The organism is Sphingobacterium sp. HMA12 (assembly GCF_002933815.1).
Classification (GTDB): domain Bacteria; phylum Bacteroidota; class Bacteroidia; order Sphingobacteriales; family Sphingobacteriaceae; genus Sphingobacterium.
In genome coordinates this window covers 1807297-1834048 of sequence record NZ_BEYR01000001.1, presented here as the reverse complement: position 1 = coordinate 1834048, position 26752 = coordinate 1807297, and the positions used below count along the sequence as shown (strand labels likewise).

At 41.9% G+C, this 26752-nt stretch carries 36 protein-coding genes; 3 read left to right on the top strand and 33 right to left on the bottom strand.

Annotated elements, in window-relative coordinates:
* Both HMAT_RS07975 and HMAT_RS07970 read left to right on the top strand, forming a co-directional pair.
* Complete coding sequence (locus tag HMAT_RS07975) at positions 1–1752, top strand: right-handed parallel beta-helix repeat-containing protein (protein WP_104382214.1); 1752 nt, start codon at positions 1–3, stop codon at positions 1750–1752.
* 133 nt (positions 1753–1885) lie between these two features.
* Positions 1886–2401, top strand: coding sequence for a GNAT family N-acetyltransferase (locus HMAT_RS07970; RefSeq protein WP_104382213.1), 516 nt, complete (start codon positions 1886–1888; stop codon positions 2399–2401).
* 473 nt (positions 2402–2874) lie between these two features.
* On the opposite strand, the gene HMAT_RS27400 is transcribed toward HMAT_RS07970, so the two are convergent.
* Together HMAT_RS27400 and HMAT_RS07960 are read right to left on the bottom strand one after the other, a co-directional pair.
* Positions 2875–3105, bottom strand: a complete 231-nt coding sequence (locus HMAT_RS27400; RefSeq protein ID WP_233789141.1) for a hypothetical protein — start codon at positions 3103–3105, stop codon at positions 2875–2877.
* Between the two features lie 56 nt (positions 3106–3161).
* Positions 3162–3455 carry a hypothetical protein gene (locus tag HMAT_RS07960; RefSeq protein ID WP_104382212.1) on the bottom strand — a complete coding sequence of 98 codons (294 nt, stop codon included), beginning with the start codon at positions 3453–3455 and terminating at the stop codon, positions 3162–3164.
* Between the two features lie 189 nt (positions 3456–3644).
* On the opposite strand from HMAT_RS07960, the gene HMAT_RS07955 reads away from it, so the two are divergent.
* Positions 3645–3905 (top strand): hypothetical protein, encoded by a 261-nt coding sequence (locus HMAT_RS07955; RefSeq protein WP_104382211.1) that lies wholly within the window; start codon positions 3645–3647, stop codon positions 3903–3905.
* 43 nt (positions 3906–3948) lie between these two features.
* Here HMAT_RS07955 and HMAT_RS07950 read toward each other — a convergent pair whose 3' ends face one another.
* The 31 genes from HMAT_RS07950 to HMAT_RS07815 all read right to left on the bottom strand — a co-directional run bounded on the left by HMAT_RS07950 (position 3949) and on the right by HMAT_RS07815 (position 26393).
* Positions 3949–4596 (bottom strand): hypothetical protein, encoded by a 648-nt coding sequence (locus tag HMAT_RS07950; protein WP_104382210.1) that lies wholly within the window; start codon positions 4594–4596, stop codon positions 3949–3951.
* Positions 4597–4620: 24 nt separating this feature from the next.
* Positions 4621–5142: a hypothetical protein gene (locus HMAT_RS07945; protein ID WP_104382209.1), complete on the bottom strand. Its 522-nt coding sequence runs from the start codon at positions 5140–5142 to the stop codon at positions 4621–4623.
* A 70-nt stretch (positions 5143–5212) separates the two neighbouring features.
* Positions 5213–6415, bottom strand: a complete 1203-nt coding sequence (locus HMAT_RS07940) for an ArdC family protein (protein WP_104382208.1) — start codon at positions 6413–6415, stop codon at positions 5213–5215.
* Entirely contained in the window at positions 6408–6578 is a 171-nt protein-coding gene (locus HMAT_RS27010) for a hypothetical protein (protein WP_158655666.1), read from the bottom strand. Before HMAT_RS27010 ends, HMAT_RS07940 begins: the two co-directional genes overlap by 8 nt.
* 241 nt (positions 6579–6819) lie before the next feature.
* Entirely contained in the window at positions 6820–7020 is a 201-nt protein-coding gene (locus tag HMAT_RS27005; protein ID WP_158655665.1) for a hypothetical protein, read from the bottom strand.
* 28 nt (positions 7021–7048) lie between these two features.
* The gene (locus tag HMAT_RS27000; RefSeq protein WP_158655664.1) at positions 7049–7309 is read right to left on the bottom strand and encodes a hypothetical protein; all 261 of its coding nucleotides are present in this window, start codon (positions 7307–7309) and stop codon (positions 7049–7051) included.
* 26 nt (positions 7310–7335) lie between these two features.
* Complete coding sequence (locus HMAT_RS07935) at positions 7336–7578, bottom strand: hypothetical protein (RefSeq protein ID WP_104382207.1); 243 nt, start codon at positions 7576–7578, stop codon at positions 7336–7338.
* Positions 7579–7914: 336 nt separating this feature from the next.
* Positions 7915–8199, bottom strand: coding sequence for a hypothetical protein (locus tag HMAT_RS07930; RefSeq protein WP_104382206.1), 285 nt, complete (start codon positions 8197–8199; stop codon positions 7915–7917).
* A gap of 68 nt (positions 8200–8267) precedes the next feature.
* Positions 8268–8705, bottom strand: a complete 438-nt coding sequence (locus HMAT_RS07925; protein ID WP_104382205.1) for a hypothetical protein — start codon at positions 8703–8705, stop codon at positions 8268–8270.
* A gap of 105 nt (positions 8706–8810) precedes the next feature.
* Complete coding sequence (locus tag HMAT_RS07920; protein WP_104382204.1) at positions 8811–9590, bottom strand: DUF4099 domain-containing protein; 780 nt, start codon at positions 9588–9590, stop codon at positions 8811–8813.
* Positions 9591–9614: 24 nt separating this feature from the next.
* Entirely contained in the window at positions 9615–10205 is a 591-nt protein-coding gene (locus HMAT_RS07915; protein WP_104382203.1) for a M23 family metallopeptidase, read from the bottom strand.
* Complete coding sequence (locus HMAT_RS07910; RefSeq protein ID WP_104382202.1) at positions 10195–10608, bottom strand: hypothetical protein; 414 nt, start codon at positions 10606–10608, stop codon at positions 10195–10197. Before HMAT_RS07910 ends, HMAT_RS07915 begins: the two co-directional genes overlap by 11 nt.
* A 23-nt stretch (positions 10609–10631) precedes the next feature.
* Positions 10632–12671, bottom strand: coding sequence for a TraM recognition domain-containing protein (locus HMAT_RS07905; protein ID WP_104382201.1), 2040 nt, complete (start codon positions 12669–12671; stop codon positions 10632–10634).
* Positions 12672–12743: 72 nt separating this feature from the next.
* A complete protein-coding gene (gene traN, locus HMAT_RS07900) occupies positions 12744–13583 on the bottom strand; it encodes a conjugative transposon protein TraN (protein WP_104382200.1) in 840 nt (279 codons plus the stop codon).
* Positions 13584–13595: 12 nt separating this feature from the next.
* Entirely contained in the window at positions 13596–14786 is a 1191-nt protein-coding gene (gene traM, locus HMAT_RS07895) for a conjugative transposon protein TraM (RefSeq protein WP_104382199.1), read from the bottom strand.
* A gap of 117 nt (positions 14787–14903) precedes the next feature.
* Positions 14904–15329: a hypothetical protein gene (locus tag HMAT_RS07890; RefSeq protein ID WP_104382198.1), complete on the bottom strand. Its 426-nt coding sequence runs from the start codon at positions 15327–15329 to the stop codon at positions 14904–14906.
* A complete protein-coding gene (traK, locus tag HMAT_RS07885; protein WP_104382197.1) occupies positions 15307–15927 on the bottom strand; it encodes a conjugative transposon protein TraK in 621 nt (206 codons plus the stop codon). The genes HMAT_RS07890 and traK overlap by 23 nt, the downstream gene beginning before the upstream one ends.
* A 14-nt stretch (positions 15928–15941) precedes the next feature.
* On the bottom strand, positions 15942–17078 hold the full coding sequence (locus tag HMAT_RS07880) for a type IV secretion system protein (protein WP_104382196.1): 1137 nt from the start codon (positions 17076–17078) through the stop codon (positions 15942–15944).
* Positions 17079–17089: 11 nt separating this feature from the next.
* The gene (locus HMAT_RS07875; RefSeq protein WP_104382195.1) at positions 17090–17872 is read right to left on the bottom strand and encodes a hypothetical protein; all 783 of its coding nucleotides are present in this window, start codon (positions 17870–17872) and stop codon (positions 17090–17092) included.
* Between the two features lie 4 nt (positions 17873–17876).
* The gene (locus tag HMAT_RS07870; protein ID WP_104382194.1) at positions 17877–18557 is read right to left on the bottom strand and encodes a hypothetical protein; all 681 of its coding nucleotides are present in this window, start codon (positions 18555–18557) and stop codon (positions 17877–17879) included.
* On the bottom strand, positions 18554–19213 hold the full coding sequence (locus HMAT_RS07865; RefSeq protein ID WP_104382193.1) for a hypothetical protein: 660 nt from the start codon (positions 19211–19213) through the stop codon (positions 18554–18556). The genes HMAT_RS07870 and HMAT_RS07865 overlap by 4 nt, the downstream gene beginning before the upstream one ends.
* Positions 19210–19872: a hypothetical protein gene (locus HMAT_RS07860; protein WP_104382192.1), complete on the bottom strand. Its 663-nt coding sequence runs from the start codon at positions 19870–19872 to the stop codon at positions 19210–19212. The genes HMAT_RS07865 and HMAT_RS07860 overlap by 4 nt, the downstream gene beginning before the upstream one ends.
* A gap of 33 nt (positions 19873–19905) precedes the next feature.
* Positions 19906–22386 carry a TraG family conjugative transposon ATPase gene (locus tag HMAT_RS07855; protein ID WP_104382191.1) on the bottom strand — a complete coding sequence of 827 codons (2481 nt, stop codon included), beginning with the start codon at positions 22384–22386 and terminating at the stop codon, positions 19906–19908.
* Positions 22367–22666, bottom strand: a complete 300-nt coding sequence (locus HMAT_RS07850; protein ID WP_104382190.1) for a DUF4133 domain-containing protein — start codon at positions 22664–22666, stop codon at positions 22367–22369. Before HMAT_RS07850 ends, HMAT_RS07855 begins: the two co-directional genes overlap by 20 nt.
* Entirely contained in the window at positions 22666–22980 is a 315-nt protein-coding gene (locus HMAT_RS07845; RefSeq protein ID WP_104382189.1) for a DUF4134 domain-containing protein, read from the bottom strand. Before HMAT_RS07845 ends, HMAT_RS07850 begins: the two co-directional genes overlap by 1 nt.
* 28 nt (positions 22981–23008) lie before the next feature.
* Positions 23009–23323: a DUF4134 family protein gene (locus tag HMAT_RS07840; protein ID WP_104382188.1), complete on the bottom strand. Its 315-nt coding sequence runs from the start codon at positions 23321–23323 to the stop codon at positions 23009–23011.
* A 3-nt stretch (positions 23324–23326) separates the two neighbouring features.
* Positions 23327–23674 (bottom strand): hypothetical protein, encoded by a 348-nt coding sequence (locus tag HMAT_RS07835; RefSeq protein WP_104382187.1) that lies wholly within the window; start codon positions 23672–23674, stop codon positions 23327–23329.
* Entirely contained in the window at positions 23671–24039 is a 369-nt protein-coding gene (locus HMAT_RS07830) for a hypothetical protein (protein ID WP_104382186.1), read from the bottom strand. The genes HMAT_RS07835 and HMAT_RS07830 overlap by 4 nt, the downstream gene beginning before the upstream one ends.
* Positions 24036–24671: a ParA family protein gene (locus HMAT_RS07825; protein WP_104382185.1), complete on the bottom strand. Its 636-nt coding sequence runs from the start codon at positions 24669–24671 to the stop codon at positions 24036–24038. The genes HMAT_RS07830 and HMAT_RS07825 overlap by 4 nt, the downstream gene beginning before the upstream one ends.
* Positions 24672–24698: 27 nt before the next feature.
* Complete coding sequence (locus HMAT_RS07820) at positions 24699–25898, bottom strand: relaxase/mobilization nuclease domain-containing protein (RefSeq protein WP_104382184.1); 1200 nt, start codon at positions 25896–25898, stop codon at positions 24699–24701.
* An 81-nt stretch (positions 25899–25979) separates the two neighbouring features.
* On the bottom strand, positions 25980–26393 hold the full coding sequence (locus HMAT_RS07815) for a plasmid mobilization relaxosome protein MobC (protein ID WP_158655663.1): 414 nt from the start codon (positions 26391–26393) through the stop codon (positions 25980–25982).
* Positions 26394–26752 lie beyond the last annotated feature (359 nt).

The following is a 26752-nucleotide window of genomic DNA, read 5'->3' as shown; positions in this document are numbered from 1 at the left end:
ATGACACGATTAACCTTTTTCAGGCTAGGAATATTGGTTCAATTACTGTTAGGTTGGACAGATTTAAGTGCAAAAATTATCAATGTTACCCAGTTTGGAGTGCTACCGGATGACGGGCAAGACGACCGTCAGGCTTTACAGTTGATTTTGGATCGTCTCCAAGATGGTGATAAAATATACTTTCCAGCGGGTACCTACGCGTTTTCATCGTCATTGAGACTCTCTGGTAAGATGGGAATTGAGATTTATGGTAGCGTCGGTAAGAATACATCTACGCTTATGGCTACCGGTTTCGATCCGTTCAGTTCCAATACCAGCTGGATAAGTTTATTGGAAGTCAGCGACTGTAAAGACCTCATTATACGCGACCTTTTTATTGATGTCGATCGGCCCGTGAGTATCAATGGAACAGTCGTAGGTACTGGCGAAAGCCCGGAGGGTACATTCTATGTACTCGATCTTTTACCTGAGTTTTCTGAATATGCGGATCGTTTAGCTGAGCTCAAGATTATGCATCAGCTCAGCTATAATGCCGATGGAACACCCAATTATCATATTTCCACGCATTGTGATCTTAAGAACGGAAATTGGCCACGCATCGAAAAGCTAAGCGCGTTACAATTGAAAATTTATAATGACCATGCTCATAAACTCAGTAAGGGCGAACAAATCAATCTGAGACTAAAGATTACGGGCAATCCCTGCTTTAGTTTTTTAGGTGTCAACACATTAACAATGCGCGATATCACCATTTGGCAATGGCCTGCATTTGCGATGTACGTATCAGACCTAGCAGATAGTCGTTATCGTTCCAGCAATATGACACTGCAACGTATTCAGATGAAACCAAAGCCCACATCCAGGCGTTTAATGTCCATTAGCGCAGATGGCATACATGTAGCCTCTATGTCGGGTACGTTTAAGGCCGAGCATTGTGAATTTGTTGGATTGGGCGATGACGCCATTAATATACATAGCCGTTTGTGCACTATCGGCAAGATCAGTGCTGACTCGGTTTTATTGATCAATGGCTGGACGAAAGCTCCTGTCGAAGATGATTGGGCTTTCAAACATGATATCATTGAGTTTCTGGACGGGAAGACAGGGTTATCTAAGGGCAAGGCAAAAGTAAGGTTCCGCGACAAAGGACAATACCAATTACAATCTATTCCAAAGAATATTAATGTAGGCGATTTTGCCGCAAAAGACACACGCACACCTTCGACCATTATACGGGATTGCATGGTTTCAAACAGCCGTGCTCGCGGATTTGTAGTTCAGTCCAAGAAAGTTGTTATCAGCAATAATAAAATATGGAATATTTCTGGTCCAGCGATCTTACTTTCCTGTGATATGGAGCGCTGGTTTGAAGCGACGACTGTGAAAAAGGCGGTTATAACGGGCAACAGAATAGATAACTGTGGCAAGTACCTCAGGTGGGACGATACACTGACAGGTTATGGCGCTATAGCCATTAAGACAGGGCATGAAATAGGAGGGATTGACAAGCCCGCGGGTGTACATCAAAATATAACCATCCAAGCAAATACGATTCGCGACTGTGCAAATTCAGCAATCTTTGTTTCTTCGACGGATGATATTAAAATAATAAAGAATCAAATCGAGAATTGCAGCAAAAGTCCCAGTATCCCATATTATGGGAAGTATGCGATATATCTAAAAAACTGTATCAACGATCAGGTTTTTGATAATAGCTTTAGCGACGTAAAGGAATTATTCGGACGAGATTAGGTTTATGAAGTTTCGTGAAATTGATAAAGGATATAAGTTTGCTTTTTGTAATTTTGGATTATCAATCGTCAGTAACTATTTAACGAATTTGTTATTCTATTTAATATTTTGCCGACATCTCAAAGAATAAAATATGAGTTTTAAAACATTTGATACTGAGAGGCTTTTCATCAGGCCGACTAACAAAGACGATGCACAATTTATCTTTGAACTTTTCAATACTCCTAATTGGCTTAAATATATAGGTAATCGAAATCTTCATTCGATAGAAGATACCGAGCGATATATTGAAATTAAAATGCTTCCGCAACTGGACAGATTGGGGTATTCCAGTTACACTTTGATAAGAAAAGAGGATGGAGAAAAGATAGGTACATGTGGATTGTATGATAGAGATGGGCTGGAAGGAATTGATATTGGATTCGCTTTTCTTCCCCGTTTTGAAAAACAAGGCTTTGCCTTTGAGGCATCTGATAGAATATTGAAGGCAGCATTTAACGATTTAGGGCTTAAGAGTGTCAATGCCATTACTCGGAAGGATAATTTATCATCCCAAAAGCTCTTAGAAAAGCTAGGCTTAAAATTAACTGGAGAAATCATGCTTCCAAATGAAAATGAAGAGCTGCTACATTATAGCATTTCGAAATAAATTGTAAAGAATAGCTTTTTAGGTCGTTATTCTGAATCGCCTAATGTAAATATTTCGATTATAGCTGTTATCAAACCTGTGGGAAATTTATGGTCTATTTTTTTTATAATACATTTGAAATTAGTTCTGTAATAAGATCACTAGCAGATCTACAAATTCTAATAGAACAAAAAAACAGATGAATTATTCGAAACCGAAAATTTGCGAAAATATGTTTTGATGGTTGAAATATTATAAAAAGCTTAAATTCACAAACAGGGTAGGCAGAATTGGGCAAACAAGTGTTAATATTCCTTAGAAATCTTTCCTGATAACTTTTTGTCGATGCTCCAATCCCCATTTTTTCATGGTTGCTATTACTTCAGCTAGAGCTTCGCTGTATGGGGTCAAGAATATTCAACACTCACGGGATTAGTTTCTAAAACGGTTCTACTCACTAATCCGTTAATCTCCAGTCCACGAAATTCTTTTGTTCAAATTCGTGGTGATATATCAGCCTCCCTCGATAATTCTCGAAGCTTTTTTTTGCCATGGGTTAAAATAGACATTAAAACCAATTTCCATTTTCCTTCCACTAAATCTAATGTCTCCTGAAGGGCCAATTTAGCTTTAATGCAAGCTTCCTCTGAATTTTTAAAAATGGTAGGGAATACGGTGTTATCAATGAAGCCATAAAAACGATAGAACTTAGAAATTATCTTCATAAGATTAAATTTTCTGATAAGAAACCTATACAGGGTATCATTTAATAGAAATGGGATTATCTAAAAGCTTTTAATATTGGTTTAATTTCAAAACCTGGCTTAAATGGAGTCAGTCCTGTAACCGATAGCCGTTGATTCAAAAAAGTTATCTGATCCGCGTTTTCAAACAATGCCGTTTCCCATTGCTTTTGGTACATCTTTGTGATGAGACATAACCTTCTCGTATGTATTTCGACGCCAAGTTTTTTCTTACTTTTTTTATTTGCGGGTAGCATCGTTTTTAAACGGTCTATTTCTGCTTGTTGAATGCTAATAAGTCTAGCCATTTCAATCAACATATTTTTATCCATAATATATATAAAGTTTTGTGTGCTTATTCAATTATAATTTAATTCAATATACCTATTTTCAGTAAGGTGAATATATAATTTAGGTGCTAAATGCTGACATATTGTTCTGCTATAAGATACCAATGCAGATCAAGTTTATTTATTTTTAACATTTAATGTTAAGCCATTTTATTAAATTTACGGTACAATATGGAAGAGGCAATTGATGTATTAGCACAAAATAATATACCTAGGCAATCCCTTAGAATCACTTATAAGGGCCAGGATTTCCAAATAAGGATTTTGGATAAGGAGTTATATAAAGGAATGATAGAAATATCTATTCTACTTGATGGAATGGTGCAAAAGCTCATAAGAAATAAGGATATATGGCATTTTGAAAATTCGGATAACGATAAGGATTTTGCTAACGATATCGGAAGATTAATTTCCTTAAGGTATCGCTTGTAGATTGTAATTATCGATTGATATAATTAAAGCTATTTATAATAGCTTATTGTCGTCTGCCCTGGTTTTTTTTATCTTCTTCATTATATGGGATGCTGCCGTAGCGGATATCCCGAATCGTTGGCTCTAGATATTGTTCTTTTTTTAAACCTGCTGCTTTTATTATGCTTTCTGGAATATTCGTATTGAGAAGTTTCAGTCCATCGTTTAAGTAAGGAAGCACTTTTTCGGTTAGATCTTTTAAGACGATTTCAGGACCTTTAGGAAAGGCAAGAAGTTTTACCATAGGTAGAGTATAGACAAAACCGCTGTAAGATTGATCTGGAATCCCATATACTATTCCTTTCAACATGATTTTGTTCATCTTAGAATTGAATTTTGCAATTTCCTTTTTCTCAATGTATTTATTGACCAGATCATCAATATATTGTTCAAGATCCATATCCCATGAAAGGCCGTTCATTAAATTATTGTTCGACCGATCAGCTGGAGGTAGGGCTGCGCAATATTTTTCCGCTTCCCTTATCAGAACTTTTCCCTGCTGGTCTTTAGGTGTGTAAAATGTAGCCCCACCGTGCCCATTATTTTTTACGTATCCAGCTTGGATTCCGTTTATGTATAGATTGGCGGTAAAGGCATGTGTTTCTTCACTGAACTGCTGGCTGTGCAGAATTCTTTTTAGTTCTATTTTCATTTTAATTTATTCAATTGAAATTCTTTATCGGGAACGACATATTAAATCCTGTCTTTGTATTGAAATAATTTCTATCTGGGAGCTGTGAAATGCGACGAATTCGGTCTGGTCATTTCCCAAACTTGATATGATGCCGTCGTAGCCAGCTTGTTCCAATAAGAGGTGGCAATCTTCACTATCCAAACTATCGTACATTTCTTCAATTTCTCCAAGTCCAATTTCTTTATTTAGTTTTCTGAGGGCTTTTTTTGCATCGAGCTGCTGACCTGATAGGATTTCCCAGATTAGGTGAGCCTGGTTTTCCAAGGAGAATATTGAATGGAGCCGAAAGTCAATGGGCTTTTTAATATCGAGGTATGCTGCGATGAGGATGTTTCCGAAAAGTAATGCATTTTCTTCTTTGTCAGCGAAGAAAAAACCATGTTTCGTATTATCCCATCCCGTATTGCTGCCTTTGAATATATCTTCAAATTTTTCAAAGGAAGCATCTGTTCCATGATAATAGGGGCGGAAATTGTCAAATAGGGGTGGCTCTTTGGGTTTCATGATCATTGGTTTAGAATTGCACATTAAGTTAGGAGCTAGCTTGGGTCTGATTTCTGGCAGGTGGGTTTGATTATCTTTTTTGCGCCGATGGTATTTTTGGTTCTTTTAAAGAGTTTGAGCCTAATTCAGCCTGTTCAAATTGCCATTTGCAGTTAATAAGGGAGGTATATAGACCATCACTTTTTGATAAGGGGAATGACCTGCCATTATTTAAGTCCTCTATCCTAAACCTGCCTTTTTTTAATTGTCCTGTAACTTTATAAACGTTATCGTTGTAGGCTATCTGATCCCCAATGAAGAGATCCGATTTTTTTGTCAATAAACTGCTTTGGTCTAAATTATTTTCTAGGGTACTTGACTTATTTATTTCAAGCTTCCTATTAAAAGTCAACAGATATTTTAATATTTTTTCAGCGTCAGCCGCAGCTGAATGAATTTCAAAAGGGTGATCAGTGAGGAGCTGTATCCAGCTTTTGACATAGGCGGCATGTTGGCCGGGATCATGACCTATCTTCAATTCCTGACCGATGAGCATGGATGCGATCTCGGCCCGTAATTCCTCACGGGCATAGGCCTCAGTACCGAATCTGTTAAATAAAGATCGGTCGAGTCTGGTATTGTGTCCTGTCCAGTGGGCCAGCTCATGTAATAAAGTTCCATAATAAAGTTCTGGTGCTGAAAACTGTTCTTTAAGCGGCATAGTGATCCTATCGGTTGTCAGATTATAAAATGCCCGATCTCCCATTTCATGAAAAATTGTTGCTTCTGTTGCTAAGACTAGTTCCTCTGCAGCTGTGATGGGGTGCCAGTTTGAATCGAGCCTTTCTATTTTTGCAAGCGGAGGAATGCCGTCTATCTGCTCTGCGTTGAATACCCATGCCGCTGTGACCATTGCTTTATCAAGCGGAACTGCTATTTTTATAGGCTTACCGTTTCCATCCAATATTTTCTTTCCTTTTTCATCCAACTGGTTTATAAGGTTATGTGTTTTTACATACTGTACCAAATGGGCCTTTTCTCCTTTTCGGACCTGCCATTCTTTGGAGGCGGCCTGTTTGAATGTCATCCATCTGGGATCATCTCTTTCGGCAGAAAGGAGTGAAAAAATATTTATGCCTTTATAACGCTTTCCAGTTATGGCATTATAAGGAAATTCAAAACCAGGGGTGCTGCTGTTCCAGGGTTTTTGCCAGGGGGCGGTGCCTTTTTTTAGTCTTTCTATAAGATCGGCGGCGACCTGTTCATGGAGCGATTTTATTTTATTGTTAGCCATTATAAACCTCCTGATCTTCAAAAGGACTGTCATCATCGAATGGCCATTCATCTGCATATTCGACGCCATAAATGATGGATTCTTCCAAGGATAACCCTATTTCTTTTCCGTGGGTATATAATTCACTAAGTTTGTTCCAAAGTGTGTCAAAGGTATTTTCCATATTGTTTCTATGCTATTTCGATTTTATCAAGAAAGGTTTTTGCTCTTTCTGTACCTTATTTAAGTTCGATATCTGAAGGACTTTCTGTGAAGGGAATTACCGCTTCGTAAAAAAATGTCTCACAATAGAATCTTTTCCAAGATATTGGTGAAAATATGAGCGAGTAGAGTTTTTATTACCCGACATAGTAACCGATTGGTGCATGTCTTGAAATACTATTCATCTAGTGGGATCAGAAAAGTTAAAGAATATCATCAATTGTAAATTCGAGTTCCATCCCTTCTACCAGTAGAGTTACCCTGCATTTGAGTTCAGGTTTTCCCATGCGGCATACTTTAAAGCGCCGGCCATCCAGATGGTAATATGGAGAGGAGGGGTTCAGATTAAGTGTAGCGAAACCGGAAGCACGGATTCTGTCTATTCGTTGGAATAATTTTTTCATGGTCAATGTTTTGAGCTTTGAATTTATCCTAGATGATTCTTTTGACAGGCGGTGCATGGTGGTCAGCTGCTGAGTTAGTAAAGGAATTTGTTGGGATCAGCTGCTGACCTCCATGTGTGGGTGTCCAAAGGTGTTTGGAAGGAGGATGCCGCAGGTACGCAGCCGGCAATCGCGTGCTGCGCCGGGGCAGAATCCGACCATTCTCCTTTGGACAATGGGATATCTTAGCTAGCAATGTCTTACTATATAGGAAGTAAAATGACTGATAACCATTTTTTAAGGTTTCCATCAGGCCATAAAACCGATCGGAGTGTTTTACCGTCCCCGTTTGCGGTCCGTTTGCTGTGCTTTATCCTGAGTCCAAGGTTGGACGATGTCCTGATTACTCGGGAGGCTATTTGCTGTTCCCTTTTCCTGCTGACTTTTTCTTCCTTGGGTCTGCTCTGGAAAGATTTTTTCCTGACGTATCTCGTTCATATTTTTATCGTACACATCAAGGGTTTTTATCTGGGGATTAGCCGCAATTGAAACTGGCACATTTTTATTTCCGATCATCATTTCGGTATGATAATAATTGCCATTGCGCAAAGTCGTCAGGACCTCCTGTAGTTTATCAGGTGATTCTATATCTTTAATAGGGTAAGTAGCAAGGGTCTTTACCAGGTCATATCCATATTCCGGACGGAAAGTCCGTAAAGGGTGATTCCCATAGGCATCGGTGATATCGAGATTAAGTTTGAGCCATATGGGAGTTTTCTGCCCTTGTTCGTTTGCCTGTGATATCTGGTCATTATTGCCTTTTAAGTATACTTCTTTTTCAAGTGATAGGCCAGATAATAATTTGTAGGCCTGTAATGCGGTGATACGATGATCCCTGGCAAGGTTAAAGGTCTGTTACCTGACAATTGGATCATTTTTTTTGTTTAAGGTGACCAGATAGCTATTGAGGAAATATTGATCACTTTCTCCGGAACGGTTGAAATTAATTTTGAACTGTAGTGTTTCAGTCCTTTCGGCATTTTGATTTTTACTTTCTAAAGGTCTCATTTTTGTTTCGATACCGAGACTAAATGTGGGGATTTCCTTACGGATGGCATTTTCCAGTACGTCATTGAGCTTTTTCCCGAATCCGAGATATTCTAAGCTTTTTTTCAGGTATTCAATGTTGTTTTCATTCATTTCAGTTATTTTAAATGTGAAAAAATGAGCTACTACCTAACAGTAGGAGCATTTTAAACTATTTGTGGTTACAGCTCGGGGATAGCGTGGGATAACATGGAGATAAAAGAAATATACTTTTTAGGTTTAATAGTCCGATAGGTTGACCGGATACCTATTAATGTTTTGAAACTGTTTACAGAAAACCTCGCAATAGGTACTTTATATTCTTCTCCGCTGTAACTGAAAAGAATATGATCTTGAAACAGGGTAAACTGAATGTCTTTTGACCTTTGCCAGAGTAGGATTTTACAATCGAGCGCGTTACCTAAAATGTCATTGTCAAAAACTCCCACAAAACGCGCATTAGGAAATCGTTTCATAAGATCCTGTAACTGATCTGTGGAAGGGGTAAGGCCTAGTGCTGTGAAGACATTGTTGCTCGGTCGGGCACTCCAGTGGGGATAAAGGTGGCAAAAGCAAAGCAGATCATGTTGGGTATGGAACAGGAAATGTTGTCTCGCCATACAGGGTTCGATAGTCCCGGTAGTATGTGTGGAGATATTCTTCAATATAATTCTACTAAATTATTAAATGCTGTTCCAGTTTATTTTTAAGGTCCTTGTCAGTTCTCATTTCAATTTGTGAACCTTTGTATGGCTGTCCTCCTGATCTCTACTGGATTCATCTTTGATCTTTGGTTTGTTCTGACCACGCATTTCGTTAATTGCTTGATTGTAACCTACTGTGTATGGATCCTGCTGTTGCTTTTTGCTGTTTAACAGATTGCCTGCTACCTTTAACACCAGATAGGACATACCACCATCCAAAAGGAGTGAGTAAATAAGTGCGGTTCTGTTTGATGTAACTCCGCCTCGGCTAGCAGCCCGACGTTGTACAACAGTACCATCTGACAGGTTTACAACAGCACCATTACGGTACTGATCTTTCTGCAGATCTGATAGGGTTTCATTGTTGATTTTTTCAGGCACTTCAACTTTATCTGGATCGGAGGAAATGAATTCTTTTGTTTCTGGGTCATATTCTATGATCCATGATTGCTTTCCCTGGGATGTCTGATAGGTTTTTTGAACATTTGTCAGTTGTCCAAGTTCCAACTGTTCTAATTCGATATCCAACAATAGCGAATGTCTCTTAGCTTCCCTATATATAGGATGCAGCTGAATGGACATATGCCCATTTTCGTCTTGATGGAGTGATAATTTAGCCTGCATCTCCTGTATATGGATGCCATCGCCATGCAGGTCCCGGAGCGTAATCAGGTCCGTTCTATTTCCTGAGATCAAGGCTTCGATATCTTCTTTGGAGAGATCGGGTTTGCCAGCCGTAATAAGACCAAGTTTTCGTAATTCCCCGATAGGAATATCGGTTTCTAAAAATTTATTGTCCATAAAAATCTGATTAATTTTAATCTTTCATCGATGAGTAAGCCCATGCAAAAACTTCCACGGGTCTATGTATATGTTTTTCCTGCGCATACTCAAGTGCAGATGCTCTCCCGTTGTTCTACCTGTATTTCCGGTAATACCAATAGGAAATCCTGCCTGAAGATATTCTCCGTTTATAACCGTTATTCTGGATAGATGGCCATAGATACTGAAAACAAAGCCATGGTCAACACATACAAATTTTCCCAGATTTTGGTGGTATCCTGTTGATTCAACTCTTCCTGGTAGGATGCAATACACAACCTGCGCAGTTGCGGCAAGGTCAATTCCATTGTGAAAGCTTTGTATTCCGGTTAAAGGATGAGTTCTCCAGCCGAAACCAGAAGAGATACTATAGTGAGCAAGGGGCATGGCTACAGTGGGCATCCCTAGTCCCTGTGGCCTTTCGAAGTTAAGTTTCTCCTTTGGGACTTCGGTACTGTCCTGCTGTTGGGCTACGCCTTCCGCTGAATATAGGGTGATCTGTTTTGGACTGTTATTTTGAGCAGTAGCTATTTTGCTTAAGAACACCAAGAGCAAAATAAAGTAGAGTCTGTATTTTCCATCCTTACCGCCCATATCCAAACTTTCTATGAGACTGCTGCGGGTAGCGGTTCAAAAGGTCTTGGACTGTTTCAGCGGCTATATCCAGTGTTTTTTTCCCATGTAAAAGTGACTCCAAATAATGGTACTGCATATTATGGACACCGTATTCTGCTGAGAATGTAATAGGAATGATAATTTTTTTATCTGTCCATTTGAGTTTATTCTCGGATAGACTGCGGTGGATCTCCACAAGTGGTTTAAGTGTCCATAAGGTTCTGGCTGCAAGTTTTTCTCTCCATCGTCCCATAAATTCCACCTCAATATCTTCTTGATGTGGATCAACAGCGGTAATTATGCCGATTTTTGCGGATCCATGTGTTCGAAAGTCGGCAATTGAGGGATCAACCATGACAATTGTTCCTATTAAATCGTTCATTTTGCGAATCTTTTGTTAGTCAATTATTTTTCTAAACCGGTTCTCCCCGTAAACTTGCCCTGGAACGTGGGATTGGGAGAAGAGGCTGGCTTGAACTTTAACACCAGCTGGTTAACTTCCTCTGTTATGCGGTAGAAATTCTCTAACAGGATTTCGTCTTTGCGTCCGGCAAAATCATAAAATATAGGTAGCTCGGGATACGATTCTTCCTCCTTCCTTATAGCTTTCAAATCAAGGTCGATGCGGCAATTGACTGCAGTAGTTTCAAACTGGCCAGTATATTTATCAACAGCGTCGGAGGCAAGGATTCCGACCATTTCGCCGGCTCTCAGTGAGGCGATCTTGCCTGCGGGAATAAGAGGTTCAAGCTTTTCATTGATGGAAAGGGATGTTTTCGTGCGGTCAATGGAGAGGCTTTCACCCATCTGTTTGACTTTTCCAAATAGGCGTTCCATCCATTCCAGCCCATCCTTGTCGCGGATCGAACCGCTGAGGATATTTCCGACAATGGAAGTGATCGTATCGGCAGTTTCCTTACCGTACTGTTGGCGGAACATGGTCAGCCCCTGGACCCCTAATATCGCTGAAACCCTATTACTTCGGGCCTGGGAAATGATGTCCTGGACTTTATATAGGTATAAAGTCGGTGCCTCATCGACGATGAGACCTACAGGAATATTTCCCCGGGTGTTGATCAGTTTGGTGATCCGGTTGATGACCACGGAATATGATGCTGAATTTGTGCTTTGTGTATTGGGATTACTTGCCAATATCAGTATAGCAGGTGCTCGGGGGTCGCTAATCTTGAGGTCGAAATCATCGCCTGAGAATACCCAAAAAGTTTCCTTGGTTGCTAGACGGCTGATAAAGATCTTTAAGGTGCCGACCTGTCCTTCGAGCTGATCAAATGCGCGCGACTTGAATGCCGTCATAAAAGGAGAAAGCAGCGATTCCAGCTCCTTATTGCTGAATAATACGGTGAATATTTCTTCATAGGAACGGTTTAGAAAAGCAAGAACATGGGGAAAACTTGAATATCTTCCGCCCTTGAATTTACTAAAAAAATAGATGCAGGCAGCGAGAAAGTTTACGGCTGATTGGGTGAAGAACTGATCACTTCCCGAAGCTTTATCCCCCTTTTTCATTGCTTCCACCAATGCTTCGGCGGTTTCTCCTGCTTCGGCAAGTGTTTGAAGATAGTCACTTCGCCATGGATTGATGCGCCTGCTTTTTTCGGGTTCCGTCAGATTGATGACATGGAATTCAAAATCTTTCAGCTTGCCCTGCTGTTTGCCTAACAAGTAATGGTAATAGGTTACTTGCCCAAGATCTGGAAATTTAAAATCGAAAACACAGAGCGTCCACTCCAGGGCAACTAGCTGGCGTATGATCGGCATGAAGATCGAGAAGCTCTTTCCTGATCCGGGTGTTCCAATGATCAAGCAGCCCCGAAATAGATTCTCGATCACGATAAACCCTTTGCGTACTTTTTTTCTGAAATAAAAGAGCATTGGAATATTTACTGCATAAGGGGTTATTTTGGGTTTTGTAGGCTGCATAAAAGATTCTTCTTCAACGTTCCATCTATCTTTACCTAACCGTGAGCTAATAATCTTAGAGATGTTGTCGAGCGCGATGTGAAGCAGGATGGTGCTAAGGAAACTGCATATAATATATCCCAGATCATACCAGCTGGTATAGGGTAAAAACCAGTGCCCCTGTTTTTCGTAACACCAGATACTTAGCGGCAAAAGTATAAGTCCCGCAATAAGGGGATAGAGGATCGTGTTCCTGGGATTTAGATCTTTTTCTTTTCTGCTCAGGGTACCAATAGAAACCAGACAGATCAAAATCAAGGTGAAAAGTTTGCTGTTGATCGGATAGTGGTAGATGAAAATCCTGCTCATACGTTCAAGAAAGTGGGAAAAACCATAACTTTCGCTAAGTGGGTGAACGATGATTTTCTCGGCATAAATGAACATGAGTATATCAATCCCAACAGAAAGATAGATGCCGAATTGCAGAAAACGATGTATCGCCTGCTGTTCTTTGGATTCTTCCATAGACTCCTAAAATTGAAAAAAACTAGTTAGGGAATTGCCTTTTTAAAGGTAGCGTTATTGTGACTGGAATAGTCAGAACCGGTCGGCTTTGAGAACGTCTTTATACTTGATTTTTAATGTGATTGTACGGCCGGAAATCTGCTTTTCGGAAAGTTCTACACTTAATATTTTGCTTGCGGGAAAGGTGATTTTTTTGAGCACGTATATATTTCGGTAGGTTCGTTTGAAAGCGGCATGCGGATATAGCTGCCAGACCGGCTTTATCTCAACAGACTGCACGTTTGTTGCCTTGGTCACTTTCCTGTCCTCAATTTTATAACGCATTTCATCAATGTCAAAAGATAGATTGCTCCCGTTGTGATAGGTTATATCCAGTAACACCAGGTCGCCTACCGTATATACATTATTCAGTTCAGCACGGATTCCATAATTTTCAGTTTTGCGGACAGGATAAGCGTTTCTTAAGGCCAGCATACTTAAGGCGTGGCTTCGCAGCTGCGGAGTAGTAATTTCCACTGGAATTTCCAGTGAACGAGTATGTTCTGGTAAGATGTTGAAGCTTGCGGGTAAACTGCTGTACGATATTCCTGCTGAGCGGTGGAGCTGGAATTGGGCAATATAACTTTCTCCAATAACTGTAATGATCCCTAAATAGGAGTTTCTTTCGGAATTATGGTCATTGGAATCAGTCACCCATTTTAATCGCAGTACATTTTCTTCAGGAAGGTCACCTATGACCGAATGGGAGGGGACATCGACATAGCGGATAGGTTCAGGAGAAATGATATGGAGGGAACTGTTACTGTCGATGATAATGTCCGGAAGCTGATCACGGTAGATGCCGGCATGCTGTTGCGCCTGTAGTTGGAGCGCGGCGAATAAGAGGGATAGTATTAAGATCAATGTTTTCATGTAAAATCAGGATTAATAGTTTTTTTGATTATTTTTCAGTTGCTGCGGATCGATCAGGTAGACCAGTGTATTGTACTTTATCTTTGCTTTGTTTTGGCGGATCACCTTGTTAAGAGCTGTACTTGTGGACTGGAACATTTTCTGTACCATACTCATGACCAGCTGACTATTGTTTTCTGCCATCTGTTGCAGTGTAATACCCTGACTGGCGTTTCCACCGAGTTCTTTTGTGAAATCACGGAATGCGGATGCCGGAACGTATAATCCCGGAAGACCATCCTGATCGTAAACGTCCAGTTTAACGGGAAGGATGTGCTGTCCGTTCATAATCGATGTTATGGACAGGTTAACCCGCTGTCCAGAAAATCCAGAGATGAGCGCATAAATATAGGTTCCCTTTTTTATCAGAAATCTGCCTGCCATCATGTCTTCAAGTAATCTTATCCTAAGCCGTGTTCCAGAATAACCTTTAATGTCCTGGTCGACGATAGCGGTTATAAACGTTTCTTCCACCTGCGGTTTTATGGTATTGAAGATGGCATGGGATGGGGAAGCCTTGTTGACTGAGAGAATATGTTCATGCTGGTTTTCTTTTTCAAACTCACGTGATTTTTTTAACTGTTGTTGCTGTTTGTATTCAGTATCATTGGCCTTTCCCATACTGTCGACTAGTTCCATCTGTTTTCGGAAGAGTTCCATGGGATCGGGTTCTTTTTTTTGCGGAACGCTAACAACCTGATGGTAGGGCTGTTTCACTGACGCTATTGCTTCTTCCAGAGCTTTGTCCTGTTCCTTTTGGTCATGAGAATAGTTTCTTTGTACTGCGTCCGGAAAATTTCGCTTTGAGCCGGTGCCGTATCTGTTCTTGATTTCATGGTCAATGGAGTCCAGCATTCTTTTTTCTCTATCGTTATAGAGTGTTCCCAACTTTTCTTCAGTAGGCTGTTCTTCATTGATATGGCCAATAGCGGTGTAGCCATCTGCCTGTTTATATTGATTGCGATAGGCTTCCAGCTTATCAGAAAGTGTACTTTTCCTTATCTGGTCGGAAACGCCTACTAGGTTGGTCTGCAGCGAATCCTTTCCAGCTAGTACAGGTTGTTCTTTTCCGAAGCTACTTTTGTAGGCATAAAAAAAAACGCATAAAAAAGGCAGCAGGATGAGCGGTATGACATACCGCGGTTTTCTGAAATCTATTTTCATCTCTAAGTATTGGTTAAATTTAGGATTGTAATATTGCGTGGCAGGGGGCCTATTATGTTGATCTACTAGTCATTTGGCTGCATTTATAAGCAAAGTTTAGATCTGGGCAGTTTGTTCTTATTTCTTATTTCCCGGTTTATAGATTGAGCGCTGCAACTGCTCGAAACGTTTTAATGCTTCCACTAGGCGAAGGCTGTCTGTTTTGTCCAGGCTATCTTTATTTATTATGGCAGCTATGGTATCCTGAATTGACAGGACATTCTGTAGTGTCCCATAAGTCCCGATTGCCTCACTGATTCCATCCATTGAACCCACTAGGGGCAGTTTTGGATAAATAGGCAGAGTCCGTGTAGAACCGCTACGCATGACAGTAAAAGCGAGAATTCCTGAAATGATGATGCAGGTCAGCATTCCGCAGAGAACATGTGCAGGATAACGTTTAAAAATTTGAAGGATCAGAATTACCACCCTGCCCAGACGCCTTAAAATGGCCGTGTTGCCACCAGGGGGATTAATATGTTCAGAAGGTGTTTTTTTGGACATTTTGCAGGTCTTTGTTTTCAAGGGTTTTCCATCTTGTTATCAAGACAGCATGAGGGTTATTTTCTGAACGGAATTCCAGGTCATTTAGATAGCCTTCTGTAATCAGCGAGCGGGTAATGGTAGAACTGCGACGGTCAATTTTTTGTGTTCCATAGTAACGGAAGTAATGTTTTGGCATATCGAGATAAATGCTATCAGTCCGTATGGTGAGTACGGCACTGGAGGAGAGGATGGAACTAAAAAAACCTTTTTCCTTTAGGTTATTGTATTGGAGGGCTCCGCTCTCATCTATCAGGTACATAGCCTGCTTCATCTGATATTCTATAAACCTATCATCCGGTGTCATGGAGAAAAATAGACTATGAAACCTTCCGATATGCGATCGGTATTCTGCTTCCCGGTTCATCTGTACGTCAGTCTGTCTGGCTGACATGGGAACATTTGCAGCGTCCAAGATATAGATACTTTTGCGTGCGTTAACAACCTGGCGGTAGGAAAAGAACGAGACGGCCAGTACCATCAATACAGCTGCGATAAGGCATCCTGCGGAGAGAAAAGTTGCCAGTCGTACTTTGGATTCAATATTTTTGATAATCATTTTTGTTTCATTTGTTAAAGTTTGGTCAATACTTTTCTTGCTGTTCTGGCCATTGAGGAGGCACCCCGCCCCATAGAGGATGCGGCGGATGAAATTCCGCTGGTAGAGATGATCCATGTCGAAATACTCGGAACTGTAAGCATGGTCAGTGCACCGATGACAAATGCGCCGATGACCATTCCAAATGAAAGGACACCAAAAGTCGCAAATGAAACGAGTTTCCCTAGATCAGGACCAGAGGCTCCAAGGAGTGATTGATATCTGCTGATCTCTGCCTCCATCGCATAATGCTGAAAAAGGGAAGATATGTACATGACCAAATAAGCGATTCCCGAATATAGATTGACTGACACAAAGCGGGCTATCCATGTTGAAAATGAATCACGGAATGCAGGCAGTATGCTTACTGCTACAGCAAATGGTCCAAGTATAATGAGAATGGTAGAAAATATAATCTGGACAATGAAGATAACATATACACAGATACGCAGAAGCCATACCGCTAGTGTTTCCAATATTGAAGAGAGCAATAAAAGTAGGTTAGCCTGTAGACGGTTGCGCATTTCTACAATCGGATTCCATACTTCTGCAAACCCCTCTTTAACGGTAGATTTAACAGAATCCCAAGCTTTTCCATACCAGGTGTCTGCTTCAGCTTTTGCTGTTTCTGTTTCGGCCTGTACGGTTAGGAGCTGATCGGAAACGTCTACCATCAGTTTTGCACGCTGGAGCCTCAGGTTATTTACCTCAGTCTGACTCCCGTCAAACATAGCCTCTGTCCTGCTTTCGACAATTTCTGTAGGGAAGGCGATGACGCGGGTAAATGTGGGCCACCAGAGGATAACCATGACCAGACCGAAGGGCCGGAGCAGCGGCATAATTTCGAGCTGTTTATCGCCGGCCATCATCTCATAGATTTTGATACTGAAGAAGATGAGCATAAAAATTGCGCAGAGTGCCTGTGCATCGGCGATGAAGGCGTCGTAATGTGTCCAGATGGTATCCTTCATCTGCTTTAAAAAGTGCATCATTCCTTCTTCGTAGACGCCATTCCCCTGTAGGAAATTGAAGGTATCTTTAAAGCTGTCCGGAACAGGCACGGACTGTACCTGAGTGATGAAATTGCCTGTGAACGTTGTAATAAAGTTCATGTCTTTGGTTTTTAGAGTTTTGATTTTCGCAGCACGTCCTGTGCGATCTGAATGTCTGTTCTTCCCTGAGGTACGATTGGAGCTTTGGCTGACTGCTTTTGTTCGGCATTCTTTTTTGCCAGGGAAAGGAAAAGTTTAGCGCGCTGTTTCTTGGCTTCCCAGACGGAACGGAGTTTTCTGTATTCATCAAGCATTCGGTGATAGCTCATAATGCGCGATCCCCGGTCAAGGTTTGTTGACCGGGCTCCATCTAGCCGTTCGGACAGCGCTGCGCTTTCATCGATGTACCACTGAAGTATACCTGTCCGGATGAGATAGCTGCTAACCTCGGAAGCGGCCCCTTGAAGCGCAGAAGCGTGGTTTATCTGGTATAGAGATTGAAATTCATGGCCATAATAGAGCTGCCATAAGGGATCGACCTGGGACACGGCGCCCGTATAATTCAGCATTTCGGTAAGTGCGGTATTTCGGAGCGTATCGGCATGTCTACTGTAGGCTTCTTCGGTATTTTTCATGGCAGCCACCAATAAGAGACGCTGTGTCTGTGCACCGCCGCTGCTGAGCGGGCGGAGGTCATTTTTGGGATAGTTTGAATGCCATGCCCAGGTTAACCAGTAGTTCGGGTTGAGCCCAAGAAAGCCTTTTGTGGGGGTAAATTTCTTTTTGTCCCACTGTTTGAAAACCATACGTTCCTGTTGGTTGACTATGTGCTGGTCGGTAAGCCTGCGCACGCTTTGTGCCTTTCCGTTTATTACCATCAACAGGCCAATACCAAGAATAAGAAGATTTTTCATGTGATTATTTCTTAATGATTTTGATCTTATATATAATGTCATCCACTAGGCGGAAGTCACGGTTGATGAAATTCTGATAGGGATTTAATGACCTGAAGACGCCAATTATTTTTGCCCTGTACATAGAACTTTGCAGGCTATAGGTAAGGGCGCGCATCACCTGTAGTTCAAGCACAATTTTACGTAGCAGGGCATCCCGCTTCTCATAATCCATCAGTACATTCTGTCCTTCCCTGAGGATGAATCCGGATACTTCGGAAACGAGGTTCACGCCACGGCTTTTCATGTTTCCTGCGACATCTTCGGCAAAGAGCAAAAGATGCGGCGAGTCTTTCGCTGTCTGGAGTATCTGGTCACATTCACGGATAATATCCGTGCTGATCTCTGCAATCTGTCTGATAGTGAGCCCGGAACGTAATACCCCGTTGACTTCTGTCAGAGACCTGTGAATGATATCCTGGACGAGAACTACGGAGCTAATATTGACGTTAATGTCATCCAGTTTTTGCCTGATCGAGTTGAGATAGCCATTGTGCGTTGCTTCTGAGGAATAGCGTACAGCACCGTTCTCGTTGACAATAGCCAGATGTTTCGTATCACTGATAACAGCGTAACCTTGACCGCTTGCTTTTTTTACGTTCAGTAGGAGGCTGAGGAATAGGAAAACTAAAATGCTTGCTCTCATTTTTTCATCTGTTTGACTTTTGCCAGAATGTCGTTCACCAGTTCCCGGTCACGGTTTATAAAACCATCAAAGGGATTCATAGCGGAGACCATCTTTTTCCTGCTCGAATAAAACATATTTACCGCAAGACCGTGGGAGCTGCCTTCTATAATCCTCAGTTCCCGGATCACGTGCCCGAACAGCAATTTTCGGTCACTGGATTTCATCTGGTTAAGATCCCCGAGGCTCAATGCAAGTGCATAGAGATACCTGCTGAGCATGTAAGCTCTACCTGATATATCGATCTCCGTTTGGAATGCCAGGGCAATGAGCAGAGGATCATCGGATGCAAGCCTGATAATTCTGTCCTGATTTTCGATGATCTTAGAAATCAGGGGACTGGCCTGCAGCGCTATCTGGGAAGCATCTATCGCAAGGCTTAGCATGTGAAAACGGTCTTGCAGGTTTCGGTATTTTTGTTTCAGTTCATCCATTTTGGAACGGTTGACCTGTTCATTGGCCGAGGTAACAGCCTGTCTGCTGCGCGCGGTCGTCTGCCGACCATATTCGTCCTTGCTATGCTGGACCAATTGATGGAGCAGTTCCACATTGAGCTGCGCATGCCCGTAGGCAGAAAAACACAGTATAGCTATGATTAGGATCAGTAGTTTCTTCATGGCTTGAGATATTTGGCATTTCGGATAATATCATCAGCGATCCGTTTATCCGTGTTGATAAAACCGGCATATGGATTGAGGGAATTCAAGATTCCCCGCTGTTTTGCCCAGTACATGGTCCGGTACATGCCATATGCGATGCCCCGAAGAATAATCATCTCATTAACGATCCTGTTGAGCAGTTTGGCGCGTTCGCCAGAATCCATAAGATTATCTTTTCCTCCCTTGGTGACAAAAGATGCTACTTCTGTGACCAATGCTGTGGCACGCGTTTTAAACTCACGGACTCCCTGCTCGGCAAATAAAAGTAGGATAGGATTTGATCCGGCGATATCCATGGCCCTGTTTGCGTCATGGACGATATCAGAACTGATTTCGGTAATATCCTTTATGGCAAGTAGATTGCGTACGACCGCCGAAACTTCACTGAGACCTTTATATATTTTGTCCTGGAGGTCATTGACAATGACCAACTGTCCGGTAACTGCAAGCTGTCCACGCTGGATGAGGGTTAGGTTATTGTTCGTGTTATCCAGCTGTCGGTTCATTATGGACGCGTGGGCCGCAGTGGCTGCCGCTACCGCCGGATCAACATAAATCTGTGCCCGAGACCAACTGGAAAACAGGAAAAGGAGCAGGATAAAATAGATTTTTTTCATGTTTAAGAGGAGTTGTTTAGAATCATGGTTTCATTACTGTATAGAAGGAAAGGGAATTCCGGCCTGGTTGACTTTGGACACGAATGCAGGCAGTGCAAGCCCACTGGTCTGCATATCCGAAACAAATGCCTGCAATGCTTCCTGATAGGTTCCATACAGTTTTACATAGATCTGTACCGCATTTTTCTCGGGTTTTTCTGTTGTATAGCACAGATATTGGTAGATGGACACCTCTACACCATAGACCTCACCGCTATTTCCGCGGCGGATATAAACTTCTTTAAAGCGTTCACGGCCATCTTTATTATCGAGCTGGTTTATGGTAAAGATCTTTCGTTTTTCGGTATCAGTAATAGAGAGCAGTTTGGCGATCTCGTCATAATTTTCCCTGAATTTTCCCTGGTCAAGCAGGCAGATCGTATCAGAGTTTGCTATGATACTATCTTTGACAATCGGATTGCCCAGAATGTCGCCAAGCTCCTGGGTGACAACGGTGAGCTCGCCCCAAAATTTACGGACCGTTTTATAGAGGTAGAGGATATAGCCCGCCATAATGGGGCTTGCGATTGCTTTCCAGGCTTCTTCCACAATGAGGGCTTTACGGCGGTCTGTCCGGTGTCGCATTTTTTGGAGGAAAACAGACATGATCGATAGGGTAACGATGGGGAAAATGATCTTGTTCTCCTTAATATTGTCTATTTCGAAGACAATAAAAGGTGCGGTGAACAGCGATTGGTCGGTCGCTTCGTTCAATAATGTACCAAACTCCTGGCCCGAATAAAACTTACGGAGTACGTAGCGGTATTCGTCCAGATCAAAACTGACGGACTCCTGCTCGGTGATTTCTTTAATCCTTTCGACCGAGTAGATATAGAAAGAATCGAAATCCAGTTTTTCAGGTCTTCGTGGATGCTGTGGACCTGGATCCAGCCAAAAATATTCATAGTAATATGAGGATAAGACATTTGAGATAACGCTGTCCTCAATTTGGGTAAGCTCGCCCTCAGATCCTTTCCATAATAACGCTACGAGCGTTTTAAGGAAGTCTTTCTGTTCCAGATTAAATTCTTTTTGGGTCATGGCAAAAGGGTTCATGGAAAGCGGGTTTTCTTCAGTATAAGTGATATACTTACCCCCGTAATAGCTGCATAGTCCCTGATAACTGTCTCCGGTGTCGATTATCACAACGTCCATGTTATAAAGGCAGTATTGTTCGACGAGCGCATTCATAAAAAAAGATTTCCCGGACCCACTGGGACCCAACGTAAATTTTGAGCGGTTATTGAGCCTTCCGGTCTGCAGGTTTGCCAGATCAATACCGACCGGTAGACCTTGACGGTCTGTAAATCGGACAAGGAAGTCAGAGTCTTCATCCTTTTGTAGGGATTCTTTAAAAAAAAGGCACAGGGCCGCTTCCGAGGTGGTGAGAAACCAGTCGTATTTTTTGAGTTCAATACCATTTCCCGGAAGGGCGGTACGGAAAAGTTCCAGCTGGTTGTAGGCATTTCGAGAGGGGATGATGCCCTGCTGGAAGAGGGAAGCTTCGATATAATTAGCTGCCTTGCCGAGCTTATCGTTATCTGCGCAGAGTACAATGTTGTAATGCGCATTTACGAGAAGCTGGTTTTCCCGTGCTACATCCACCAGTAACTGGTCGATGTCTTCGACGCAGATCAGGTTGGCCGGATCCGGAATACCTGAATGGCGTTTACGCTTGAGTTCGAGTTTGTTCAAAGTCAGTTGCTGCGCTGGGATCTCTATAAGCTGGTTATAAATAATGCAACGATATTCTGGTACATGGTGTAAAAAAAAGAGATTATCAATGGGAAATTCCCGAAGGTTTCCGCCATCCTGTTTATGTGCATAGGTACCAATGGATTCAGGAAGGTCGATGGAATCTGTATTGATAAGGGTGATATTCCGCAAGGCGCGGTCTCCCAAACCCAGTTCGCTGTCCCCAGAACGTATATTTTCCAGAGTAATGTTTTCTGAGGAGAAATCGACGGCAAGGATGCGGGATATGAAACAGTTAATCTCCGCCTCTTTTAACTGTTTGGGATTAAGCTCTACACCCAGCAGCAGATCGTGAACCTTTTCCATCTGGTGGGCGAAATCAGCGAGTATCTTCTTGTCGTAAACGTAGAATGCGCCCTTTTTCACCTGTTTTGTTATGGTTAGATAGGTAGTGATCTCCGTGTATTCCCGGCCTTGAAAATGATCATCGTACTTCTGTTGGAGGAACTCACTTTTTCTGTTTCCCTGAAAGGTTTTTCTGGAGAATATATCCTGTTTTTGGATGATATATCCCTCACCGAGGATCTTTACCAGATTAAGGAGCAGGGAATGATAGGTCATGTAAGGAGCTGGATCGGCCCCGTATTGCATCACTGGATTTTGCAGGCTGAAAATGGCGGAAAAATCGCCTCTTTCACCAAATAGAAGTGCATGGCCATTATAATGGTCAATTCCCGCATAGGGCAGTTTAAAAATAGATTTATAAGAATGGGTCTGCATATTTTTTCTTGAGGCGTATGGGATGGATAGAAATACCTTTGTTCCGTGTTTTATCGTGCAGGCCGTCTTTCTGTCTGGAGAAGGTGAACGTAAGTCCTGCTGCTATGGTCAGTATGGTTATTATCCCGCCGAGATACATATTTGTCAACGCTCCGGTCAGGCCACCACCAACCAGTCCCAGAACTAGGAAACCGATTCCCCAGCCGATAAACCTGCCTTTGAAGCCACGATAAACAAGGGGCTTTTGGAGCCCCTTGTAGATGGAGTACTTTGTCATCATCAAACGCCAAAGAAGGCTTTGATGACGACGGAAACGAGCACAAGAAAGAGACAGGAACCGCCCCATCCCATCAGTTCTTTGTTGATGTCGTTATCGCCGGAGTTCCACTTGATGTAAACCCTTACACCGCCCACAATACCTACCACTGCACCAATTGCCAGTGTTAAAGTCGATACAGGATCAACATAAGATGTCAGCGAGGAGGTTGCTGCATCAATACCTAGCGTGCCACCCGCAGTTTGGGCAAATAGCGTGTTTGCTGCGCCGAGGAAAAGCGCTGCGAAAACGAACAGTTTTTTTGTTTTTACTGTCATCTGAAATTATTAAAGGATTAGAAAAGGATTAATAGATCCCGTAGAGGGCTTTGATGAAGGCACCGACAATGATCAGGAACAGGCAGGAAAAGAACCAACCCATAACCTGGGCGTCGATGTGGTGGGTTTTACCGGATTGCCAGTTGCTGTAGATGCGCAATCCACCGAGTATTCCAGATATGGCGCCGATCACTAAAATCAGGTCGGAAAGGCTAAAGTACCATCGGTGCATTTCGCCGGAAACCTGATAGAATTCACTGATACCGGGTTGTGCTGCCGCTGTTTCTGCCGCCATAAAAAAAAGGACGGCAGTTGCCGTCCATAACATGTGCTTTTGCCACATATTTTAATAAGGTATAGTACTGGTATGTTCGATGAGATTGTTTTTGGCCAGGTTAAAGAGTTCTTTGATACTTACCGCTCCGGTGGACATCAGTTTGTCGGTAGCCTGTCTTGCAATTTTTGGGGAATTTATTGGTTGGACAGCTTCTTTTTCGGTTGTATCGTCCGTTGTTAAGGAAGGTTTTTGGTATTCGATAAGCTGAGGCTGGATATGTTCTTCGAAAATTAGGGTTTCATCGTTAGTGCCGGAGGGGGATCCTTTATGTGAAATAAAGAGATCATAGAGGAGGTTAATTCCGTAATAAGCCAGATAGGAGAATGTCAGGATTACCAGAAAATTTGTCCAGTTCATAGTTCTGTGTTTTTAAGGGTTTCATTAATGTAATCGGATAGCCAGGGATTCTGGGAGAGATATTGATGGAGCGCATAGATGATAAATCGGTTCATATCCACTCCTTGGGTGAGTTTAATACGTTTGAGCAGATTCAGTGTTTTTTTGTCAACCCTGATGAGGCTTTTTTCTGTCAGTTCAACCTGAAAATTCAACATTTCGTTAAAGAAGGCTGTAGCATTCTCCTGATTGGGAAGAGGATCTTTTTTTTCTCTTTTTGAATCTGTAGGGGGTTCTTTTTTTGATTTCGCTTGGCTTTTCGGGTCGGCATCTCCGGTGCGGAGCTGGTCACGGAGCCTGTCGGCAAGGGATTTGATATCGTTCATTCGGATTTTTGCTTCTTGATATAGTTGTCATAGATCTGACTCAGTATGGGTAAAATGACTGGTAGTACAATTGTTGGTGTCTGGAGTGTGTTTACACGCTGGAAATCTATCCTGTCAGCAATAATGGGGGTTATGGTACCAAATTTAGTCATCACTCTGTCCACTTCCATTTGGGTATCGTATCTTACGTTTGATTTGATCCGGTTTGGAATAAATATCATCGGCGCCTTAGTATTTATTTTCTTGACGACCATGGCGAAAAGCAGGGTAGAGTCGACCGAAAATTCATCGTAATTAAATGGGCAGAGGATAATGTTACCGGAGAGAATGACCGGTATCAGCAAATCATCATCCATTTTTCCGGGCAGGTCGATTAGAACCATTTCCTTTGTGTTTTTCGTCAGAACTTTGATTAATGCCGGAAACTGAGAGAGATCAACTGCGAGGATTTCGTAGGGCGCTTCGTTCTCCAGAACCTTAGCTTTTTCGTATTTTGATGACACCGACTGTTGGTAATCCATATCTAGGACAGTGACTTTTTCTTCATGTACAGAAGTGAGGTAATTGGCAAGAAGCAGGGTAAGTGTACTTTTTCCTGCTCCACCTTTTTGGTTTCCTATGAGAATGACCATAATTCAGAAATTTTGAGATGGTTAGAGTTATCTGTTATTTGTCCTGGACTTACGCTTGCGCCGGCGGTTTCTTCCCAGGATAGCTTCGTCATCAATATCGTCGGAAATATTGATTTCAGGAACAGGGACATAGAATTCCAGTTCGGACGGAGCGAGCATTGCGAATGGAATATCATTTGATAGAGTATGGTCTAATTCATTATCAGAGTTTCCAAGTTGAATTTTCTCTTCACTTTCTCTGTTAAGATTCCCTTTGTTATCGACATAAGCCAGTTGAATCCCTGTTTTTATCGTTTCATTCTTTGATTCATTGGTCTGATCAGGTTTTACATTGGCAATGTCTTTAAGAGCCATAATTTCACTGCCTTTATAGACTGCTCGTTTCGCATGATCGATGAGCGTATAACCATAGGACTGCTTTCCCTCTTTTCTGTGGAAGAAGATTTCCAGACCAAAATTTTTACGAAGAAATTCGGCAAAGTCAGAGCTGTAGCCATGTTCAGTGTTATTTATTGAGGTGTCATAGATGGATCTGTATTTTTCAAGGATCGCCCGGATCTGCATCACTCTTGCGCTGTCTTTCCTTCGTTCGGCTATTTTCCGGTCGATTTCGGTTAGATCAATTGAACCAATATGTTGACCATTTTTATTTATAGTGTAAGCTTTTGGAGTCAGATCAAGAAGATAACCTTTTGATTCGAGAAGCATCATAAATTGGGCGCGAGTTGGGAAATTATAGGACAAAGCTTTTTCTAGTTGATCCTTTAGTACCTGGTTTTCGTTAATATTCATAATATGGTCCAAAACCTTATATGCACGCAGTTTCTCAAATCTATCGGAGATTTTTTTTCCGTCCCTTCCTACACGTGTGGACACCAGATGTACATGGTTGTTGTTTGTGTCTTTGTGAAAGATCAGTAAATACGGCTGCCCTCCGTAACCCATTCCTTCCATCCATTTCTGTGCGATAGCCGAAAGTTCTTCTTTGCTGTGCTGTCGTCCTTTGGTGGATATGGCTACATGGAACTGGGGATATTTGATACGTGTGCTAGAAGAAGAAACAGTTTCGAGATAATTGATATAATCTTGTGGACGTAGATTTTCAATTCCCTGAAGCATACCAAAATTTTTCACCAGAAGCAATTCTCCTTTGTTTTTGTCGACTTTGCCTGTATTGTAATTTACTGCTTTGAAAGTTGTCGATTTTTTGAGAATCTTGACAATCATTTTGGATTAGAAATTAAATTTGATATGCTAAATAGAATCATGGATTAAGAATAAGGGGAAAGAAGCATAAATGATTTGGTATTAACGTAATCTCATTGCCCTGAGAATATGACGGAGTTGCTTTTCGAGTTCTTGCTGCCGTTGGATATAGGCAGAAAATAGATTGTTAAAATCTTTCACAATCTGGTCATTTAGCTGGCCTTGTTTGTTGAGTATATTGGCATGTCGAGCCAGTTGATTGATATTATTTCCTGCTCTTCCCAGTTTCGTGCCGATCGCATCAAGAGTGTGAAGCAGTTCATTAACGTTGATAATGATTGGCGCTCCTTTGCTGAGCACACGTCTGCGTATGAGCTCCATCCGGTTTAAACCGGATGTTTTTTGGATTTCGATCAATGCCTTTAATTCTTCGTCGGTGAGTTTGGCTTTGATAATATTTGTCCGTTTTCCGGTTAGCATCGGTGGTCTACCTGGCTTTTTTTGAGCTTTTTTCATGTCCTTTAAGAGGCTATTCCCAGCAAAAAGAAAGAAAAACCGAGTTGCGAAGGTTTTTCTCCCTTTGGCCAGCAGCTCCCCAATAGGGGCGCCGCAGGGTAAAGGCAAGGTGGTTTTCAGGGTACCCGAAAACACAACTTGCAGGTTGCAAAACAAGAATGTTTTTTTTACCTGAGCTTATCTAAGCAAGCATAGCATTAGATAAGCATGATAGTGTAGGGGGGAGTTTAGCATAATCATTTTTATGGTTTTATGCGATTAGCTGTTTAGCTATATAGCAATTTAGCCTGATTAATAGCACATCAGCAACAACATAGTCAAGCCTATTTGACCGATAGGTTCATAGCCTATTATATATA

Coding starts and splice junctions, on each gene's coding strand:
- HMAT_RS07860 (WP_104382192.1), bottom strand. CDS start 19,872: ATGAAAAAAATCTATTTTATCCTGCTCCTTTTCCTGTTTTCCAGTTGG.
- HMAT_RS07875 (WP_104382195.1), bottom strand. CDS start 17,872: ATGAAAAATCTTCTTATTCTTGGTATTGGCCTGTTGATGGTAATAAAC.
- HMAT_RS07845 (WP_104382189.1), bottom strand. CDS start 22,980: ATGACAGTAAAAACAAAAAAACTGTTCGTTTTCGCAGCGCTTTTCCTC.
- HMAT_RS07910 (WP_104382202.1), bottom strand. CDS start 10,608: ATGAACGATTTAATAGGAACAATTGTCATGGTTGATCCCTCAATTGCC.
- HMAT_RS07850 (WP_104382190.1), bottom strand. CDS start 22,666: ATGATGACAAAGTACTCCATCTACAAGGGGCTCCAAAAGCCCCTTGTT.
- HMAT_RS07855 (WP_104382191.1), bottom strand. CDS start 22,386: ATGCAGACCCATTCTTATAAATCTATTTTTAAACTGCCCTATGCGGGA.
- HMAT_RS07935 (WP_104382207.1), bottom strand. CDS start 7,578: ATGATGATCGGAAATAAAAATGTGCCAGTTTCAATTGCGGCTAATCCC.
- traM (WP_104382199.1), bottom strand. CDS start 14,786: ATGAAAATAGATTTCAGAAAACCGCGGTATGTCATACCGCTCATCCTG.
- HMAT_RS07865 (WP_104382193.1), bottom strand. CDS start 19,213: ATGAAGAAACTACTGATCCTAATCATAGCTATACTGTGTTTTTCTGCC.
- HMAT_RS07975 (WP_104382214.1), top strand. CDS start 1: ATGACACGATTAACCTTTTTCAGGCTAGGAATATTGGTTCAATTACTG.
- HMAT_RS07815 (WP_158655663.1), bottom strand. CDS start 26,393: ATGAAAAAAGCTCAAAAAAAGCCAGGTAGACCACCGATGCTAACCGGA.
- HMAT_RS07830 (WP_104382186.1), bottom strand. CDS start 24,039: ATGAACGATATCAAATCCCTTGCCGACAGGCTCCGTGACCAGCTCCGC.
- HMAT_RS27010 (WP_158655666.1), bottom strand. CDS start 6,578: ATGGAAAATACCTTTGACACACTTTGGAACAAACTTAGTGAATTATAT.
- HMAT_RS27000 (WP_158655664.1), bottom strand. CDS start 7,309: ATGGAAACCTTAAAAAATGGTTATCAGTCATTTTACTTCCTATATAGT.
- HMAT_RS07920 (WP_104382204.1), bottom strand. CDS start 9,590: ATGGACAATAAATTTTTAGAAACCGATATTCCTATCGGGGAATTACGA.
- HMAT_RS27005 (WP_158655665.1), bottom strand. CDS start 7,020: ATGAAAAAATTATTCCAACGAATAGACAGAATCCGTGCTTCCGGTTTC.
- traN (WP_104382200.1), bottom strand. CDS start 13,583: ATGAAAACATTGATCTTAATACTATCCCTCTTATTCGCCGCGCTCCAA.
- HMAT_RS07890 (WP_104382198.1), bottom strand. CDS start 15,329: ATGTCCAAAAAAACACCTTCTGAACATATTAATCCCCCTGGTGGCAAC.
- HMAT_RS07940 (WP_104382208.1), bottom strand. CDS start 6,415: ATGGCTAACAATAAAATAAAATCGCTCCATGAACAGGTCGCCGCCGAT.
- HMAT_RS07880 (WP_104382196.1), bottom strand. CDS start 17,078: ATGAACTTTATTACAACGTTCACAGGCAATTTCATCACTCAGGTACAG.
- HMAT_RS07835 (WP_104382187.1), bottom strand. CDS start 23,674: ATGAACTGGACAAATTTTCTGGTAATCCTGACATTCTCCTATCTGGCT.
- HMAT_RS07820 (WP_104382184.1), bottom strand. CDS start 25,898: ATGATTGTCAAGATTCTCAAAAAATCGACAACTTTCAAAGCAGTAAAT.
- HMAT_RS07945 (WP_104382209.1), bottom strand. CDS start 5,142: ATGAAACCCAAAGAGCCACCCCTATTTGACAATTTCCGCCCCTATTAT.
- HMAT_RS27400 (WP_233789141.1), bottom strand. CDS start 3,105: ATGAAGATAATTTCTAAGTTCTATCGTTTTTATGGCTTCATTGATAAC.
- traK (WP_104382197.1), bottom strand. CDS start 15,927: ATGATTATCAAAAATATTGAATCCAAAGTACGACTGGCAACTTTTCTC.
- HMAT_RS07870 (WP_104382194.1), bottom strand. CDS start 18,557: ATGAGAGCAAGCATTTTAGTTTTCCTATTCCTCAGCCTCCTACTGAAC.
- HMAT_RS07915 (WP_104382203.1), bottom strand. CDS start 10,205: ATGGGCGGTAAGGATGGAAAATACAGACTCTACTTTATTTTGCTCTTG.
- HMAT_RS07950 (WP_104382210.1), bottom strand. CDS start 4,596: ATGAAAATAGAACTAAAAAGAATTCTGCACAGCCAGCAGTTCAGTGAA.
- HMAT_RS07960 (WP_104382212.1), bottom strand. CDS start 3,455: ATGGATAAAAATATGTTGATTGAAATGGCTAGACTTATTAGCATTCAA.
- HMAT_RS07905 (WP_104382201.1), bottom strand. CDS start 12,671: ATGGAAGAATCCAAAGAACAGCAGGCGATACATCGTTTTCTGCAATTC.
- HMAT_RS07955 (WP_104382211.1), top strand. CDS start 3,645: ATGGAAGAGGCAATTGATGTATTAGCACAAAATAATATACCTAGGCAA.
- HMAT_RS07970 (WP_104382213.1), top strand. CDS start 1,886: ATGAGTTTTAAAACATTTGATACTGAGAGGCTTTTCATCAGGCCGACT.
- HMAT_RS07840 (WP_104382188.1), bottom strand. CDS start 23,323: ATGTGGCAAAAGCACATGTTATGGACGGCAACTGCCGTCCTTTTTTTT.
- HMAT_RS07925 (WP_104382205.1), bottom strand. CDS start 8,705: ATGGCGAGACAACATTTCCTGTTCCATACCCAACATGATCTGCTTTGC.
- HMAT_RS07930 (WP_104382206.1), bottom strand. CDS start 8,199: ATGAATGAAAACAACATTGAATACCTGAAAAAAAGCTTAGAATATCTC.
- HMAT_RS07825 (WP_104382185.1), bottom strand. CDS start 24,671: ATGGTCATTCTCATAGGAAACCAAAAAGGTGGAGCAGGAAAAAGTACA.